This is a genomic window from Streptomyces lydicus (genome assembly GCF_000717345.1).
In the GTDB taxonomy this organism is placed as follows: Bacteria; Actinomycetota; Actinomycetes; order Streptomycetales; family Streptomycetaceae; genus Streptomyces; species Streptomyces lydicus.
In genome coordinates, this window is record NZ_JNZA01000020.1 from 98,477 (window position 1) to 113,723 (window position 15,247).

The window sequence follows — 15,247 nt, forward strand, 5'->3', positions numbered from 1 at the left end:
CGGGCCCTCAGCCGTCCCACTCCTCGAGCAGCGCCGCGCACCGCCCGCCCACCGGCTCCAGCAGCCAGCCGAAGCCGCCCAGCCCCGCCGGGTCGATCAGCTCCGCCGCCGACCCCGCCGCGCCCAGCGCCCGCACATAGGCAGCCGGGTCGGCGGAGGCCAGGGTGAGCGGCGGACGACGGCCGTCCACCCCGAGGGCGCGCAGCGCCGCCCGCTGCGTCGTCCGCCGGGCCGCCGGCCCCGCGCAGGCGTCCAGCGCCACATGCGCGGTGATGTCACAGCTGCCGTCGGGCACCGGCCGCACCTCGCGGCCGTCACGGAAGCCGGTGAGCGTACCGAAGAGCGGCCGGTCCCCCCGCTCGTGCGCGTAGTCGGCGGCCACCGCGAGCCCGGCGCGCAGCGACCCGACGGCCCGCGCCCACGCCTCGTCCCGGGGACGGCCGATCTCGGCGCGCAGCCCAGGGTCACCCACCGGCCACGGGGCGTCCCCGGCGGCCTCCAGGGGCGGCGCCCACCAACGGCGCAGCCACTCCGCGTCCGCCCCGCCCACCGGATCACCCAGCCGCTCGGCGCCGTCGGCCCGCACCAGGACCCGGCGCGCCACCCCGTCCGCACCGGTCTCCACGACGTCCACCGGGACGTTGTCCAGCCACTCGTTGGCGAACAGCAGCCCGGTGACCGAGCCCGCCGCCGGCAGCTCACCGAGCCAGCCGATCCGCGGATCGAGCCCCTCCGGACGCGTGGCCCGCTCGACGGCGAACGGACGCACCCGCGCCGCCACCGAGGCGGGCAGCGCGGCCAGCACACCCGTCAACAGCTCACCCCGCCCCGCCCCCACATCGACCAGCGCCAGCTCCTCCGGATGGCCCAGCGCGGCGTCGACGCGCAGCAGGAGCGCCGCGACGGCACCGGCATAGAGAGACGAGGCGTGCACGGACGTCCGGAAGTGACCGGCCGGGCCCGGACCGCCGGGCCGGGTGTAGAAGCCGTCCTCGGCCCCGTACAAGGCCCGTTCCGTCGCATCCCGCCACCCGCACCACTCGCTCGTCACCCGCCACACGGTACGGGGGAGCGCCCGGCGGACCCACGGGCGTGCCACGCCGGGCATCCCCAGGACCGACACATTTGGCGCAGAGAGTCTCCACCTTGGGGAGTACGCCCGGCGCACAGGATCGCTCCTCCGGTTGACCCGTACACCTATCAGCGCTGCCTACGCTGGGTTACGTGCAGCGCCTCTACGACTTCTTCCGCAGGCACCCGACGGGGGTGGACACCTTCTGGGCGGTCCTCCTCCTCGGGTTCACCGGCCTGTGGATCGTGTCCGACGTCCACGGCGCCCGGCAGCTCCCCGCCGTCCTCTTCACCCTCGGCCTCTGCCTGGTCATCGCGCTGCGCCGCAAGGCCCCGGTCAAGATGCTCCTGCTGACGGCCGCCATCGGCGTCGGCCAACTGGTCTTCTACGTCCCGTCCAACCCGGGCGACTTCGCGATGTTCGTGATCACGTACACCGTCGCGTCCGGCCCCGCCATCCCCCGCTGGGCGTCCCGCTGCGCCCTCCTCGGCGCCCTCATCGGCCCCGCCCTGTCGGTGTGGCGCTTCTCGGAGGCACCCACCAGCCGGCCCGCGTGGGAATCGGCGTTCTTCACCGGGCTGCTCACCGTGCCCTTCGTACTGGCCTGGGTGCTCGGCGACTCCATGCGCACCCGCCGCGCCTACTGGGCGCAGCTGGAGGAGAAGGCCGCCCGGCTGGAGAAGGAGCGCGAGGCGCAGTCCCGGATCGCGGTCGCCGCCGAGCGCGCCCGCATCGCCCGCGAACTGCACGACGTCGTCGCGCACAACGTCTCCGTGATGGTCGTCCAGGCCGACGGCGCCGCCTACGTCCTCGACGCCGCCCCCGAGCAGACCCGGCAGGCACTGGAGACGATCTCCGGCACCGGCCGCCAGGCACTGGCCGAAATGCGCCGCCTGCTGGGCGTCCTGCGCACCGGCGAACAGCCGGAGGGCGGCGAGTACGTGCCCCAGCCGGGCGTCGAGCAGCTCACCGACCTCATGGACCAGGTACGCGGCGCGGGCCTGCCGGTCGACTTCCGGGTGGAGGGCGAACCGCGCCCACTCCCCAGCAGCATCGAGCTGACCGCGTACCGCATCGTCCAGGAAGCGCTCACCAACACCCGCAAGCACGGCGGCCCCGACGTCGGGGCGACCGTCCGCCTCTTCTACAAGGACAACGACCTCGATCTGCTCGTCGAGGACGACGGCCGCGGCGCCCAGCACGAGCTCTACGAAGAGGGCGGCGCGGACGGCCTCGGCCACGGCCTGATCGGCATGCGTGAACGGGTCGGCATGGTCGGCGGCAGCCTGACCGCGGGCCCGCGACCGGGCGGCGGCTTCCGCGTCAGCGCCGTCCTGCCCCTCAAACCCGCGCAGTGAGCCACCGCCGCGAGACCACCCCGCTCCCCACCTCGCACGCCACCTGTGTTCCTGTGGTCCGTGTTCCTGTGGTGTTGCCGACCCGGGTACGCGCCCTGTGTTCCTGTGGTTCGTGTTCCTGCGGTCCGTGTTCCTGTGGTGTTGCCGAACCCGGTCCCGGTCCCGGTTCCGACCCCTGCTCCACCCCCTGCTCCGCCCCCTGCTCCGCCCCTTGCTCCGCCCTCTGATTGCCGTGCCCCGTGTTCGAAGGGATCCTCCTGCCATGACCATCCGCGTGATGCTCGTCGACGACCAGGCGCTGCTGCGCACCGGCTTCCGGATGGTGCTCGCCGCACAGCCCGACATGGAGGTCGTCGCGGAGGCGGGGGACGGCGTGCAGGCGCTGGAGGTGCTGCGTTCCACCAAGGTCGACGTGATCCTCATGGACGTCCGCATGCCGCACCTGGACGGTGTGGAGGCCACCCGCCGGATCTGCGAGGGCGGGCAGAAGGAGGACGCCCCCAAGGTCCTCATCCTGACCACCTTCGACCTGGACGAGTACGCCTTCTCCGCCTTGAAGGCCGGGGCCAGCGGCTTCATGCTCAAGGACGTGCCGCCCGGCGAACTGCTCGCCGCGATCCGCGCGGTGCAGAGCGGCGACGCGGTCGTCGCCCCGTCCACCACCCGCCGGCTCCTGGATCGCTTCACACCGATGCTGCCCGCCACCTCCGCCGCACCGGACCGCCCCGAGCTGGGGCGGCTGACGGAGCGCGAGCGGGAGGTGCTGCTGCTGGTCGCCCAGGGGCTGTCGAACGGTGAGATCGCTGCGCGACTGGTGCTGTCCGAGGCGACCGTCAAGACCCATGTCGGCCGCATCCTCACGAAGCTGAGCCTGCGGGACCGCGTCCAGGCAGTGGTGCTGGCGTACGAAACGGGGCTCGTCCGGGCCGGGGGCGCGGGGGCGTAGGCGCTGCGGCGGCCGGAGCGCTGCGGCGCACGGGCGTGCACTGCGGGCGGGCGTGCACGGCGGGCGGGCGCGGGTGACCATTGGGCTTACAGGACCGGGGCGCAGGACCGGGGCGCAGGACCGGGGCGTACGGCGAAGGCGGGCGCGGGTGCGCGCGGCCGGCGCGACGGTGCGCGGAAGTGGCCGGCAAGAGGGTTGACGCGTCCGTGGGGGAGGAGCAGTTTTGCAGCGGTAAGGAAACTTTCCTAACAGAAGGGGTCCCTCGTGCGCAGAAGAACTCTCGCCCTCGCCACCGCCTCCGGCGCCGCTCTGCTCGCCGCGGCCGCCCTCCCCGCCACCGCCCAGCCCGGCGCCCCTCGCGCCCTCCCCGCCGCCCCGGGCGCCGGCCTCCAGGAAGGCTCGGTCAGCGCGGCCGACTTACTGGCAAAGCTCAAGGGCTGTTCGCAGCTCTCCAACGGCAAGTACCGCACGGACGAGGAGACTTCGGCCACCGTGCCGGTCTGCGGCAAGAACGGCGCGGTCTTCTGGAAGGCCGACATGGACGTCGACTGCGACGGCCAGACCACCTCGAAGTGCAACGCCGACACCGACCCCTGGTACCAGGACGACACCGCCTTCCGCCAGTCCAACGGCAAACCGCTGAACGCCGAGAAGCTGCCGTACGTCGTCGTGCCCAGCTCCAGCGGCATCTGGAACTACGCGTCCGCCGGCATCAAGGGCGGGGGCGTGGTCGCCGTCATCTACAACAACCAGGTCGAGTACGCCGTCGTCGGCGACACCGGCCCCGACAAGATAATCGGCGAGGCGTCCTACGCGGCCGCCAAGGGCCTGGGCATCAACCCCGACCCGGAGAACGGCGGTGCCGATTCGGGCGTCACCTACGTCCTCTTCAAGAACTCCAAGGCTTCACCGATCGAGAGCCACGCCGACGCGGTCAGCCGCGGCGACGCCCTGGCGAAGAAGTTCCTCCAGGACAACTGACGGGCGGCCGCAGAACCCGCCGGCCCAACCCCGCTGCCCTCTCCCGGGGGGACCCCCCACCCCCCGCCCCACCCCTCCCCGTCCCTCAGCGCAGCACGCCCTCAAGGAAGTCGCTGCCCAGCCGGGCCACCACCTGGAGGTCCAGCTGGTGCAGCACATAGCGCCCCCGGCGCCGCGTCAGCACCAAGCCGGCCTTCTTCAGCGTCGTGACGTGCCGCGACACCTCCGGCGGGGTGATGCCGTACGCGTGCGCCAGCTCCCCCGTCGTGTGGGGCCCGCGCGCCAGCGTGCGGCACAGCTGCATCCGCATCGGGTGCCCCAGGGCCTCCAGCCGCTGCTGCACGAGCTCCAGCGTGGCCGGCGGCGGCAACTCCGGGCTCGCCACCGGGTACTGGATCACCGGACGCCACCCCGGGGCGTGGCTCACCAGCAGATGCGGCCAGCCGAACGACGTCGGCAGGAACGTGACCCCGGGGTCGTCGGCGTTCGCAAACGCCGTCGTACGGCCCCCGGCCAGCTTGTCCACCACGATCCGCGCACCACCGCTGCCGTCCTGCGCCCCCTCCAGCGAGAGCGCAGCCGACGTGGCGGGCAGCGTCTCGGCCAGGCCCTTGCGGCGCAGCAGTTCCGTCTTGTGCCGGGCGTCGGCGGCCAACTGGATGCCCACCCGCCGCCAGATGTCCCCGAAGAACGCCTCCTCACAGTCCTCGAACAGCCGGCGCAGCCACACCCGCAGCCCGTCGGGGTCGGTCAGCATCCGGTCGGTGAACGCCGCCTGCCGTGGGCCGCGCGCGGCGGCCATCTCCCGTACGCGGGCCCGCTCGTCCGCATCGACCAGCGGCGACGGCGTGGCCCGGGTGTACGCCGCCGAACAGGAGATCTCGAACGCCGAGGCCACGAACCGCTCGTCGTCGATCCGGTCCAAGTCGTCCAGTTCGTCGGCAAGCGTCGCCCCCGGCCGGGCCGGCAGGAGGATGTCGGAACGCGACGACCGCCACAGGAAGTCCGCCTCGCACAACCGGTCGGCGAGGTCGGTCTTCAGCGCCGCGTTGGTGGCGGTGACCCAGCCGTGCAGCCCCGGGTGGTGCCCCGGCTCGGACAACGCGTGCAGCGCCGCGCTCAGCTCCGCCAGCGGGGAAGGGCAGAAGATGACGCGCTCCGGCGGCAGCCCGGTGATGTCGATGACGTTGGCCATGCGCCCATCATGCGCGACCGTGTGACCTGCACGGTCGTCGATTGACGGCTCCCGTCAATCGACGCGCCCCAGGCCGCCGAACCGCCGCACAGTGGCACCCATGAACGCCACCCAGCAGCACCTCCTCGACACCTACCGCGCCGCCCGACGGGCCGAATCCGCTCCGCCCGCCCCCGGCGCCCACACCGTCCGCACGCTCCGCGACATCCTCCGGTGGCGCCGCTCCCGCACCGCCGTCCCGGAGCAGGCACCGCGCACCGCCCCGGCCGCACGCACCGCCCCTCTGCACCACCACGCCGAGCCCACCGAGTCCTGACCCCGGGCAAGCCTCCGCCCTCGCCGGCCGCACTCCCCCCTTCCTCTCGTTCCCGGCCCACCGCGCAGCCCCGACCACGTCGGTCACGGGTCACGTCCGCCCCGGCCACGCCGGCCGCGGCTCATGTCAGCCCCGCTTCACCCCCGCACGCACTCCTTCCACGTAGCCCAGGAACTCCGCGACTGCCGAGCGCACCTCCGCGGCGGTCCAGTTCATGGCGGAGGCGGCGACCGTCACCTCCGTCAGAGCCACCCCGGGCGGCCCGCCCAGGTCCGCCTCGAACCACTTGCGGAACAAGGTCGTTCCCGTCTCCTCCGCCTGCCGGACGACGGCCTCGTTCAGAACCTCGGGCGGATGGGGCAGCCACACCTGGAACTGGTGGGTGTGCGGGACCTCCGGATGCACCCTGAACCACGGCACGGCGGCGTCCGCCATCCCCTCGCCCAGCGCCCGGGCGACGACCTTCGCATGGGCGACGTACCCGGGCAGGCGCGGCAACTCACGGTCCAGGCCCGCCAGGGCGGCCAGCGCGGCCGGCCACTGCTGGAACAGCTGGCCGCCGTACCGGTGCCGCCAGGCCCGTGCCTCCGCCACGAAGTCCCCGGTGCCGGCGAGGGCGGCGCCCGATATGCCGTCCAGGGACTTGTAGTAGGACACGTACACGCTGTCCGCGAGGGCGGCGATCTCTGTCAGCGGGCGGCCGAAGTGCGGGCCGCACTCCCACAGGCGGGCGCCGTCGAAGTGCACCACCGCGTCCCGGTCCCGGGCCGCCGCCACCACCGCGGTCAGTTCGTCCCAGCCCGGCAGGACGAACCCGGCGTCCCGCAGCGGCAGTTCGAGCGCGAGGGTGCCGAACGGCTCCTGGAGGTCATGGATCTCGTCGGCGGTCGGCAGCCGCGGCGCCTGCGTCGGATGCACCATGCGCAGCCCGCTGACCACCGCACAGGCATCGCGCTCATGGACCTCCAGATGGGACAGCGGGTGGCCGGCCACCGCCGGGTTGCCCGTCCGCCCCGCCCAGCACCGCAGGGCCACCTGCTGGGCCATCGTGCCGGTCGGGAAGAACGCGGCGGCCTCGGTGCCCAGGGCTACCGCGGTCCGGCGCTCCAGCTCGCCGACTATGCCGTCGTCGTTGCCGTAGAGGTCCGTCCAGTCGTCCAGGTCGTACGCGCCGGGAGCGTCGGCCACCAGGCGGGCCATCCGCTCGCGGACCGTCTCGACGGGCACGCCGCCCGCCAGGACCCGCCGCGAGCCGCGGATCGCCGCGAGCATCCGGGACCGCCCGACCGGCGCGACACGGCCCGCGTCCCCCGCTTCCACTGCGTCCACTGCGTCCACTGCGCCCACCGCGTCCCCCGAGCCGTCCGCCCGCGTTGCCCCGCCCTTCGCTTGCTCCACTGCCGCCTCCGGCTTCTCGCCCGGCACGCCGCCCCCCGTGGTGTTCATCGTCCTCACAGCCCCCTGCCTGGTCTTTTCTCCGCGCTTCGCTCCGCGATCCCGTTCGCGTCCGCCCCGCGCCGTCGCACCGATCATCACTCGGTCCCGCGCCGCTCCGCGACCCCTGTGGATAACTCTCGTGAGAGACCCACGTCTCACCGTCCGTACAGCTCTGAAGTCCGCCGGAAACACTCGCGTAGCATGGCGAGGAATCGTCCGGTACCCCCCGCGGACTGGAACGGAAGGCCATCGCCGCGTGAATCCAACTCCACCCCTCGAGGCCCAGGACCGCCCCGCCCGGCTGACCGTCGGAGTGGTCGGCGCAGGCCGTGTCGGGCCCGCCCTGGCCGCCGCGCTGAAGCTCGCGGGGCACCGCCCGGTCGCGGTGTCGGGAGTCTCCGACGCCTCCGTACGGCGCGCCGCCGAACTGCTGCCCGACGTCCCGCTGGTCACCCCCGCCGAGGTGCTCGCCCGCGCCGACCTGGTGCTGCTGACCGTCCCCGACGACGCGCTCGCCGACCTGGTGACCGGCCTCGCCGAAACCGGCGCCGTACGGCCCGGCCAGCTGCTCGTGCACACCTCCGGGCGCTACGGCACCGCCGTGCTGGACCCGGCGACCCGGGCCGGCGCGCTGCCGCTCGCCCTGCACCCGGCCATGACGTTCACCGGCACCTCCGTGGACGTGCAGCGGCTGGCCGGCTGCTCCTTCGGGGTCACCGCGCCCGAGGAGCTGCGGATGGCCGCCGAGGCGCTGGTCATCGAGATGGGCGGGGAGCCCGAGTGGATCGCGGAATCCGCCCGTCCGCTCTACCACGCGGCGCTCGCGATCGGCGCGAACCACCTGGTCACACTCGTCGCCCAGTCGATGGAGCTGCTGGCCGACGCGGGCGTGCGGGCCCCGGACCGGATGCTGGGCCCGCTGCTGGGCGCGGCGCTGGACAACGCGCTGCGGTCCGGCGACGCCGCGCTCACCGGGCCGGTCGCCCGTGGGGACGCGGGCACCGTCGCCGCCCACGTCGCGGAGCTGCGCCGGCACTCGCCGCAGAGCGTCGCGGGGTACCTCGCGATGGCCCGTACGACGGCGGACCGGGCGCTGGCCCACGGCCTGCTCAAGCCGGAACTGGCCGAGGACCTGCTCGGCGTGCTCGCGGACGCGGGCAACGGCCCCGGCACCGCCGCCCGCCCCGCCCCGGGCCCCGCCGCCCACGGCACCGGACCCGCCGCCCCCGACACGCCCGGCAGCCCCGAGAGCCCCGGCAGTCCCGACGGCCGCGACCACGACCCGGACGGTCCCGACCACGGCCCCGACACCCCCGACCACGGCCCCGAAGGAGGCGACCGATGACCTCCTCGCCCACGAGCCCGCAGCCGTCCCCCGAGCCGTCCTCCCAGCCGTCCGCCGAGCCGTCCGCCGAGTGCCCCTCCCGGCCGTCCGCGGGCCCGGCGGCCCGCCTGCTCCACACCGCCGCCGCGCTCCGCGACCTGCCGCGCCGTAGTGGCGCGCGCGCCGTCGTCATGACCATGGGGGCCCTGCACGAGGGCCATGCCGCCCTGGTCCGGGCCGCCCGCCACCGGGTCGGGCCGGAGGGGCAGGTCGTCGTCACCGTCTTCGTCAACCCGCTGCAGTTCGGCGCCGGCGAGGACCTGGACCGGTACCCGCGGACGCTGGACGAGGACGTCGAACTGGCCGCCGAAGCCGGCGCCGACGCCGTCTTCGCGCCGTCCGTCGACGAGGTCTACCCGGGCGGCCGCCCGCAGGTCCGGGTCGCCGCGGGCCCCATGGGCACGCTCCTGGAGGGCGCCAGCCGCCCCGGCCACTTCGACGGCGTGCTGACCGTCGTCGCCAAACTGCTGCACCTGACCGGACCGGACGTGGCGCTCTTCGGACAGAAGGACGCCCAGCAGCTGGCCCTCATCACGCGGATGGCCGCCGACCTGAATTTCCCCGTCGAGATCGTCGGCGTCCCTACGGTGCGCGAGGACGACGGCCTCGCCCTCTCCAGCCGCAACCGCTACCTGTCCCTCCCGGAGCGGCGCACCGCCCTCTCGCTCTCCGCGGCCCTGTTCGCCGCCCGCGACCGGCTCACCGCCGAGGAGGCGCTGCACGCCCGGGCGGTCTCCACGGCCCACCCGGCCCAGGACCGCGCCGCGGCACTGGCCGCCCTCGGCGAGGACCGGGCCGCCGCCGACGCCCACGCCGTCGCGCACGCCGCCGCGAGCCCCCTCCAGGGCCCGTCCGTGGCGCGCGCCGCGGCCCGCGCCGTCCTCGACGACGCCGCCCGGCTGGAGCCGCCGCTGCTGCTCGACTACCTGGCGCTGGTCGACCCGTCCGACTTCACCGAGGTCCCCGACGACTACGAGGGCGAGGCGGTCCTCGCCGTCGCCGCCAAGGTCGGCACCACCCGCCTGATCGACAACCTCCGGCTCACGTTCGTCTCGCCCCGCCCGGACACCACGGCCGCCCGGCAGGCCACCGCCGGCACGGGCGGCACCGCGGCGCAGCACGCCGCCGCCGGCACCTCCGCAGCACCCGGCACACCACCCACCACCCCCCACGGCCCCCTGGGAGCGACCCGATGACCGCCACCGGAACAGGCCCTGCCCCCGCGACAGGCACCGGCCCCGGCCCCGCTCCGGGCACCCGGATACGCCTGAACGCCCCCGAGCCCGGCTGGTCCATCGAAGCGGACGTGGTCGTCGTGGGCTCCGGAGTGGCCGGGCTGACCGCCGCACTGCGCTGCGCCGCCGCCGGCCGCCGCACCGTCGTCGTCACCAAGGCGCGCCTCGACGACGGCTCCACCCGATGGGCCCAGGGCGGAATCGCCGCGGCCCTGGGCGACGGCGACACCCCGGAGCAGCATCTGGCCGACACCCTTGTCGCGGGCGCCGGACTGTGCGACGAGGAAGCCGTACGGACCCTGGTCACCGAGGGCCCGGCAGCCGTCCACCGGCTGATCGCGACCGGCGCGCGCTTCGACACCGCACCGGGCGGCGAGGAGATAGCGCTCACCCGTGAGGGCGGCCACCACCGCCGCCGCATCGCACACGCCGGCGGCGACGCCACCGGGGCGGAGATCTCCCGCGCACTGGTCGAGGCGGTCCGCGACGCCGGACTGCGCACCATCGAGAACGCGCTCGTCCTGGACCTGCTCACGGACGCCGACGGCCGCACCTCCGGCGTCACCCTGCACGTCATGGGGGAGGGCCAGCACGACGGCGTCGGCGCCGTACACGCCCCGGCCGTCGTCCTCGCCACCGGAGGCATGGGCCAGGTCTTCGCCGCGACCACCAACCCGGCGGTCTCCACCGGGGACGGCGTGGCACTGGCCCTGCGCGCCGGCGCCGAGGTCTCCGACCTCGAATTCGTGCAGTTCCACCCCACCGTCCTGTATCTGGGCCCGGACGCGGAGGGCCAGCAGCCGCTGATCTCCGAGGCCGTACGGGGCGAGGGCGCCCACCTCGTCGACGCCGACGGCACCCGCTTCATGGTCGGGCAGCACGAACTCGCCGAGCTGGCGCCGCGCGACATCGTCGCCAAGGCGATCATGCGCCGGGCGCACGAACAGGGCGTCGAGCACATGTACTTGGACGGCCGGCACTTCGGCGCCGCCATGTGGGAGAGCCGCTTCCCGACGATCCTCGCCGCCTGCCGCGCCCACCACATCGACCCGGTCACCGAGCCGATACCCGTCGCGCCGGCCGCGCACTACGCCTCCGGTGGCGTCCGCACCGACCTGCGCGGCCGCACCACCGTCCCCGGCCTCTACGCCTGCGGCGAGGTCGCCTGCACCGGCGTCCACGGCGCCAACCGCCTCGCCTCCAACTCCCTCCTGGAGGGCCTGGTCTTCGCCGAGCGGATCGCCGCGGACATCACCGAGAACCCCGCGCCGCACACCCCGGCGGACCCCGCCCCGGTGGCCGCCGCGCCCCGCGCGACCCTCCCGCTCCTCGCCCCCGAGACCCGCACGGCCGTACAGCGGATCATGGCCGCCGGCGCCGGCGTGCTGCGCAGCGCCGAGAGCCTCGCCCGGGCCGCCGCCGAACTCGACCGCCTCCACCGGGAGGCGACCGAGGCGGCCGAAGCGAACACCCCGGGAGCCGCGCACAAGGCCCCCGAGCCCGGCGTGGAGGCGTGGGAGGCCACCAACCTCCTGTGCGTGGCCCGGGTGCTGGTCGCCGCGGCCCGCCGCCGCGAGGAGACCCGCGGCTGCCATTGGCGCGAGGACCACCCGGACCGGGACGATGCCTCCTGGCGCCGGCACTTCCGCATCACCCTGGACGCGGCCCGCGCGCTGACCGTCCGTACGACGGCGACCGCCGGCTTCCCGCCGGCCCTCGCCCCGTAACCCCGCCCGACAGACCACCGACCACCCCCTCCCCGGATACGGAGCCCATCCCGTGAGCAGCACCCCCGACGACCTCCCCCTCCTCCAGATCGGCGGACCCGGTGGCGGCGCCCCCGCCGGAGGCTGCGGCGATGCCTGCGGCTGCGCCGGCGACGACGACGCGTACGAGATCGACCCGCTGACCTGCGGACTCGACCCCGACCTGGCGGCGCTCCTGGTGAACGCCGGACTCGACCCCGTCCAGGTCGAGGACATCGCGCACCTCGCCGTCGAGGAGGACCTCGACCAGGGAGTGGACGTCACGACCGTGGCGACCATCCCCGAGGACGCGGTGGCCACCGGCGACTTCACGGCCCGCGAGGCCGGTACGGTCGCCGGGCTGCGGATCGCCGAGGCGGTGCTGTCCATCGTGTGCACCGACGAGTTCGCGGTCGAGCGGCACGTCGAGGACGGCGACCGGGTCGAGGCCGGCACCACACTGCTGAGCGTCACCACCCGCACCCGCGACCTGCTCACCGCCGAGCGCAGCGCGCTGAACCTGCTGTGCCGGCTCTCCGGCATCGCGACCGCGACCCGGGCCTGGGCGGACGCCCTGGAGGGCACGAAGACCAGGGTCCGCGACACCCGCAAGACGACGCCGGGGCTGCGCGCCCTGGAGAAGTTCGCGGTGCGCTGCGGCGGCGGCGTCAACCACCGGATGTCGCTGTCGGACGCGGCGCTGATCAAGGACAACCACGTGGTCGCGGCGGGCGGCGTCGCCGAGGCGTTCACCGCCGTGCGCGACGAGTTCCCCGGCCTGGCGATCGAGGTGGAGGTCGACCGGCTCGACCAGATCCCCCCGATCCTCGCCGAGGGCGCCGACCTGATCCTGCTCGACAACTTCACCCCGGAGCAGACCCGCGAGGCCGTGGAGCTGGTCGCCGGGCGCGCGATGCTGGAGTCGTCGGGCCGCCTCACCCTCGCCAACGCCCGGACGTACGCCGAGACCGGCGTGGACTATCTGGCGGTGGGTGCGCTGACGCACTCCTCCCCGATCCTCGACATCGGCCTCGACCTGCGCGAGGACGACGGCCGCGGGGCGGGCTCCCCCGATGCCGACGTGCGTGAGGACGGCTGAGTGCCATGCTGCTGACCATCGACGTGGGCAACACCCACACCGTGCTCGGCCTGTTCGACGGTGAGGAGATCGTCGAGCACTGGCGGATCTCCACCGACGCCCGCCGCACCGCCGACGAGCTCGCCGTGCTCCTGCAGGGCCTGATGGGCATGCACCCGCTGCTCGGCGACGACCTGGGCGACGGCATCGAGGGCATCGCCATCTGCTCGACCGTGCCGTCGGTCCTGCACGAGCTGCGCGAGGTCACCCGCCGCTACTACGGCGACGTGCCCGCCGTCCTGGTGGAGCCCGGCGTCAAGACGGGCGTGCCGATCCTGATGGACAACCCGAAGGAGGTCGGCGCCGACCGGATCATCAACGCCCTGGCGGCGGTCGAGCTCTACGGCGGCCCCGCGGTCGTCGTCGACTTCGGCACGGCCACCACCTTCGACGCGGTCAGCGCGCGCGGCGAATACGTCGGCGGCGTCATCGCCCCGGGCATCGAGATCTCCGTGGACGCCCTGGGCGTCAAGGGCGCCCAGCTCCGCAAGATCGAACTGGCCCGGCCGCGCAGCGTCATCGGCAAGAACACCGTCGAGGCGATGCAGTCCGGCATCCTCTACGGCTTCGCCGGCCAGGTGGACGGCGTGGTCCAGCGGATGGCCAAGGAACTGGCCGAGGAGCCCGACGAGGTGACCGTGATCGCCACCGGCGGGCTCGCGCCCATGGTGCTCGGTGAGTCCTCGGTGATCGACGCACACGAGCCCTGGCTCACCCTCATCGGACTGCGGCTGGTCTACGAGCGCAACGTCGCCCGCTCGTAGCCGAACCGCCGGCGGCGGCTGGCGCGGCTCGCTGCCGCGCCAGCATTCACGAATTAAGCGGCTTTTGTCAGATTCGGTCGTAAAGTCGCCACATGCCAATGCCAAACGGAACCCGCGGCGGCATGGCGTTCAGCGCCGATGAGTTGCGTGTGCTCCGTCGCGCCCTCGCCCATGCCCTCCAGACGGCGGACCACTCCGCCCCGCTCGCCGCCCTCGGCCCGGAACGGTCGCAGGACATCCAGGAATACCTCCGGCTGGCCGAGGCCGTCGACGAGGCGGTCCACGAAGGCGGCCGGCTGCGCGCCTTCCTGCTCGCCGACCTCGCCCGCTACCGCGAAGCCCTCCCCGGCTCGGCCGCCGGCTACCTCGCGCAGCTGAAGGAGGCACTGGCGGCCGGATACGTCCCCGGCCCCGACGACCTCGCGGCCCTGCGCTCCCTGCGCACCCGGCACGTCGGGGCCGCCGAGCACGAACGCCGCAGCGCCCTGCTGCGGCACTGCGAGGGACTGGCCGAACAATCCGTACGGGTCCGGCTCCGCGCGCTGCCAGGCGGCCGCTCAGCGGCCCGCGGCGGCCGGGAACGGGACCCGGAGAAGGAACCGCCGCCCGCCCCGCAGCCCAAGCGGGAGCCGGCACCGAAATCCCCGCGGCCCGAACGCCCCATCCCCACCCCCGGCGAGGTGTTCCCCCCGCGCCGCAAGCCGGCCCCGCCCCCCGAGAGCCGCACCGCCTGAGTGCTGCGTACCCTTGCTCAGGTACGCCGAGGCTCCCGCACGCCTACAAGGAGGCCGTCCGCCGTGGACTACGTCGCAGCGCTGCTCCCGCCCGTGGTGATGGCCGTCGCCTTCACCTGCCTGATCGTCACGATCGTCAAGAGCCAGGGCGGCGCGAACAAGGCCAAGGAGGACGCCGCCGTGGACGCCGTGCTCACCCGCGCCGAAGCGGCCGGCCAGGAGCCCCACGCGCACGGCGCCTGATCCACCCGCCGCCCGCGCCGCGGCGGCCCGCACACGCACCGTACGGCCCGGGACCACCGTCCCGGGCCGTACGCGCATTTCCCGGTCCACCGCAACGAGACCGCGCAACGGCGACGAGATCAACGGACATCCTGGACATCTCCCACTATTGTTCTTGTGTGCCGAGACCATTGGGTGATCTGGAAGACGCGGTCATGACGCGGGTCTGGGAGTGGAACCGCCCGGTCACCGTTCGAGAAGTCCTGGAAGATCTGCAGAAGGAACGGTCGATCGCCTACACCACGGTCATGACCGTATTGGACAACCTCCATCAGAAGGGCTGGGTGCGCCGCGAAGCAGAAGGCCGCGCCTATCGATATGAGGCGGTCTCCACTCGCGCCGCCTACGCGGCCGCACTGATGAACGAGGCATGGTCCGCCAGTGACAACCCCGCGGCCGCACTTGTCGCCTTCTTCGGCATGATGTCGCCGGAACAACGCCACGCCCTGCGCGATGCCGTACGGATGGTGCAAGCCGACGAACCGGCGGAAGACCCGGAAGACGCCCCGCGTGCGGAAGGCGCACAACAAGAGGCGGAAGAGGCACAACCGCCGGCGCCGGCGGAAGAAGACGAAGCGCGCGCCGCACAAGCCCCCGAAGCCCGATCCGCGGAAGGCGATGAACCCGGAGCCGGCGCCAACGGCAAGGAGCGATAGCGTC

Annotated in this window: 15 protein-coding genes; 12 read left to right on the forward strand and 3 right to left on the reverse strand. The window is 74.0% G+C overall.

What is annotated here, in order from left to right:
* Positions 1–7: 7 nt before the first annotated feature.
* Positions 8–1,051 carry an SAM-dependent methyltransferase gene (locus OO62_RS20595; protein ID WP_033269021.1) on the reverse strand — a complete coding sequence of 348 codons (1,044 nt, stop codon included), beginning with the start codon at positions 1,049–1,051 and terminating at the stop codon, positions 8–10.
* Positions 1,052–1,224: 173 nt separating this feature from the next.
* Between OO62_RS20595 and OO62_RS20600 the strand changes: the two genes are divergently transcribed.
* From OO62_RS20600 to OO62_RS20610, 3 genes are all read left to right on the forward strand, one after another.
* Positions 1,225–2,430 carry a sensor histidine kinase gene (locus tag OO62_RS20600; RefSeq protein WP_033268960.1) on the forward strand — a complete coding sequence of 402 codons (1,206 nt, stop codon included), beginning with the start codon at positions 1,225–1,227 and terminating at the stop codon, positions 2,428–2,430.
* A 262-nt stretch (positions 2,431–2,692) separates the two neighbouring features.
* Positions 2,693–3,376 carry a response regulator gene (locus tag OO62_RS20605; RefSeq protein WP_033268961.1) on the forward strand — a complete coding sequence of 228 codons (684 nt, stop codon included), beginning with the start codon at positions 2,693–2,695 and terminating at the stop codon, positions 3,374–3,376.
* A gap of 264 nt (positions 3,377–3,640) precedes the next feature.
* Complete coding sequence (locus OO62_RS20610) at positions 3,641–4,357, forward strand: glycoside hydrolase family 75 protein (RefSeq protein ID WP_033268962.1); 717 nt, start codon at positions 3,641–3,643, stop codon at positions 4,355–4,357.
* An 85-nt stretch (positions 4,358–4,442) separates the two neighbouring features.
* On the opposite strand, the gene OO62_RS20615 is transcribed toward OO62_RS20610, so the two are convergent.
* The gene (locus OO62_RS20615) at positions 4,443–5,552 is read right to left on the reverse strand and encodes a DUF5937 family protein (RefSeq protein WP_033268963.1); all 1,110 of its coding nucleotides are present in this window, start codon (positions 5,550–5,552) and stop codon (positions 4,443–4,445) included.
* Positions 5,553–5,652: 100 nt separating this feature from the next.
* On the opposite strand from OO62_RS20615, the gene OO62_RS20620 reads away from it, so the two are divergent.
* A complete protein-coding gene (locus OO62_RS20620; RefSeq protein ID WP_033268964.1) occupies positions 5,653–5,868 on the forward strand; it encodes a hypothetical protein in 216 nt (71 codons plus the stop codon).
* 126 nt (positions 5,869–5,994) lie between these two features.
* On the opposite strand, the gene OO62_RS20625 is transcribed toward OO62_RS20620, so the two are convergent.
* Positions 5,995–7,140, reverse strand: coding sequence for a threonine aldolase family protein (locus tag OO62_RS20625; protein ID WP_033269022.1), 1,146 nt, complete (start codon positions 7,138–7,140; stop codon positions 5,995–5,997).
* A gap of 421 nt (positions 7,141–7,561) precedes the next feature.
* Here OO62_RS20625 and OO62_RS20630 point away from each other — a divergent pair, with 421 nt between their 5' ends.
* The 8 genes from OO62_RS20630 (at position 7,562) to OO62_RS20665 (ending at position 15,243) form a co-directional block, all read left to right on the forward strand.
* On the forward strand, positions 7,562–8,650 hold the full coding sequence (locus OO62_RS20630; RefSeq protein ID WP_033268965.1) for a Rossmann-like and DUF2520 domain-containing protein: 1,089 nt from the start codon (positions 7,562–7,564) through the stop codon (positions 8,648–8,650).
* On the forward strand, positions 8,647–9,885 hold the full coding sequence (gene panC, locus OO62_RS20635; protein WP_051733463.1) for a pantoate--beta-alanine ligase: 1,239 nt from the start codon (positions 8,647–8,649) through the stop codon (positions 9,883–9,885). Before OO62_RS20630 ends, panC begins: the two co-directional genes overlap by 4 nt.
* Positions 9,882–11,651 (forward strand): L-aspartate oxidase, encoded by a 1,770-nt coding sequence (locus OO62_RS20640; RefSeq protein WP_206738424.1) that lies wholly within the window; start codon positions 9,882–9,884, stop codon positions 11,649–11,651. Before panC ends, OO62_RS20640 begins: the two co-directional genes overlap by 4 nt.
* Positions 11,652–11,703: 52 nt before the next feature.
* Positions 11,704–12,768: a carboxylating nicotinate-nucleotide diphosphorylase gene (gene nadC / locus OO62_RS20645; RefSeq protein ID WP_033268966.1), complete on the forward strand. Its 1,065-nt coding sequence runs from the start codon at positions 11,704–11,706 to the stop codon at positions 12,766–12,768.
* 5 nt (positions 12,769–12,773) lie between these two features.
* Positions 12,774–13,571 (forward strand): type III pantothenate kinase, encoded by a 798-nt coding sequence (locus OO62_RS20650; RefSeq protein ID WP_033268967.1) that lies wholly within the window; start codon positions 12,774–12,776, stop codon positions 13,569–13,571.
* A gap of 92 nt (positions 13,572–13,663) precedes the next feature.
* On the forward strand, positions 13,664–14,305 hold the full coding sequence (locus OO62_RS20655) for a hypothetical protein (protein WP_077193141.1): 642 nt from the start codon (positions 13,664–13,666) through the stop codon (positions 14,303–14,305).
* 63 nt (positions 14,306–14,368) lie between these two features.
* On the forward strand, positions 14,369–14,548 hold the full coding sequence (locus OO62_RS20660; RefSeq protein ID WP_033268969.1) for a hypothetical protein: 180 nt from the start codon (positions 14,369–14,371) through the stop codon (positions 14,546–14,548).
* Positions 14,549–14,742: 194 nt separating this feature from the next.
* Entirely contained in the window at positions 14,743–15,243 is a 501-nt protein-coding gene (locus tag OO62_RS20665; protein WP_033268970.1) for a BlaI/MecI/CopY family transcriptional regulator, read from the forward strand.
* Positions 15,244–15,247 lie beyond the last annotated feature (4 nt).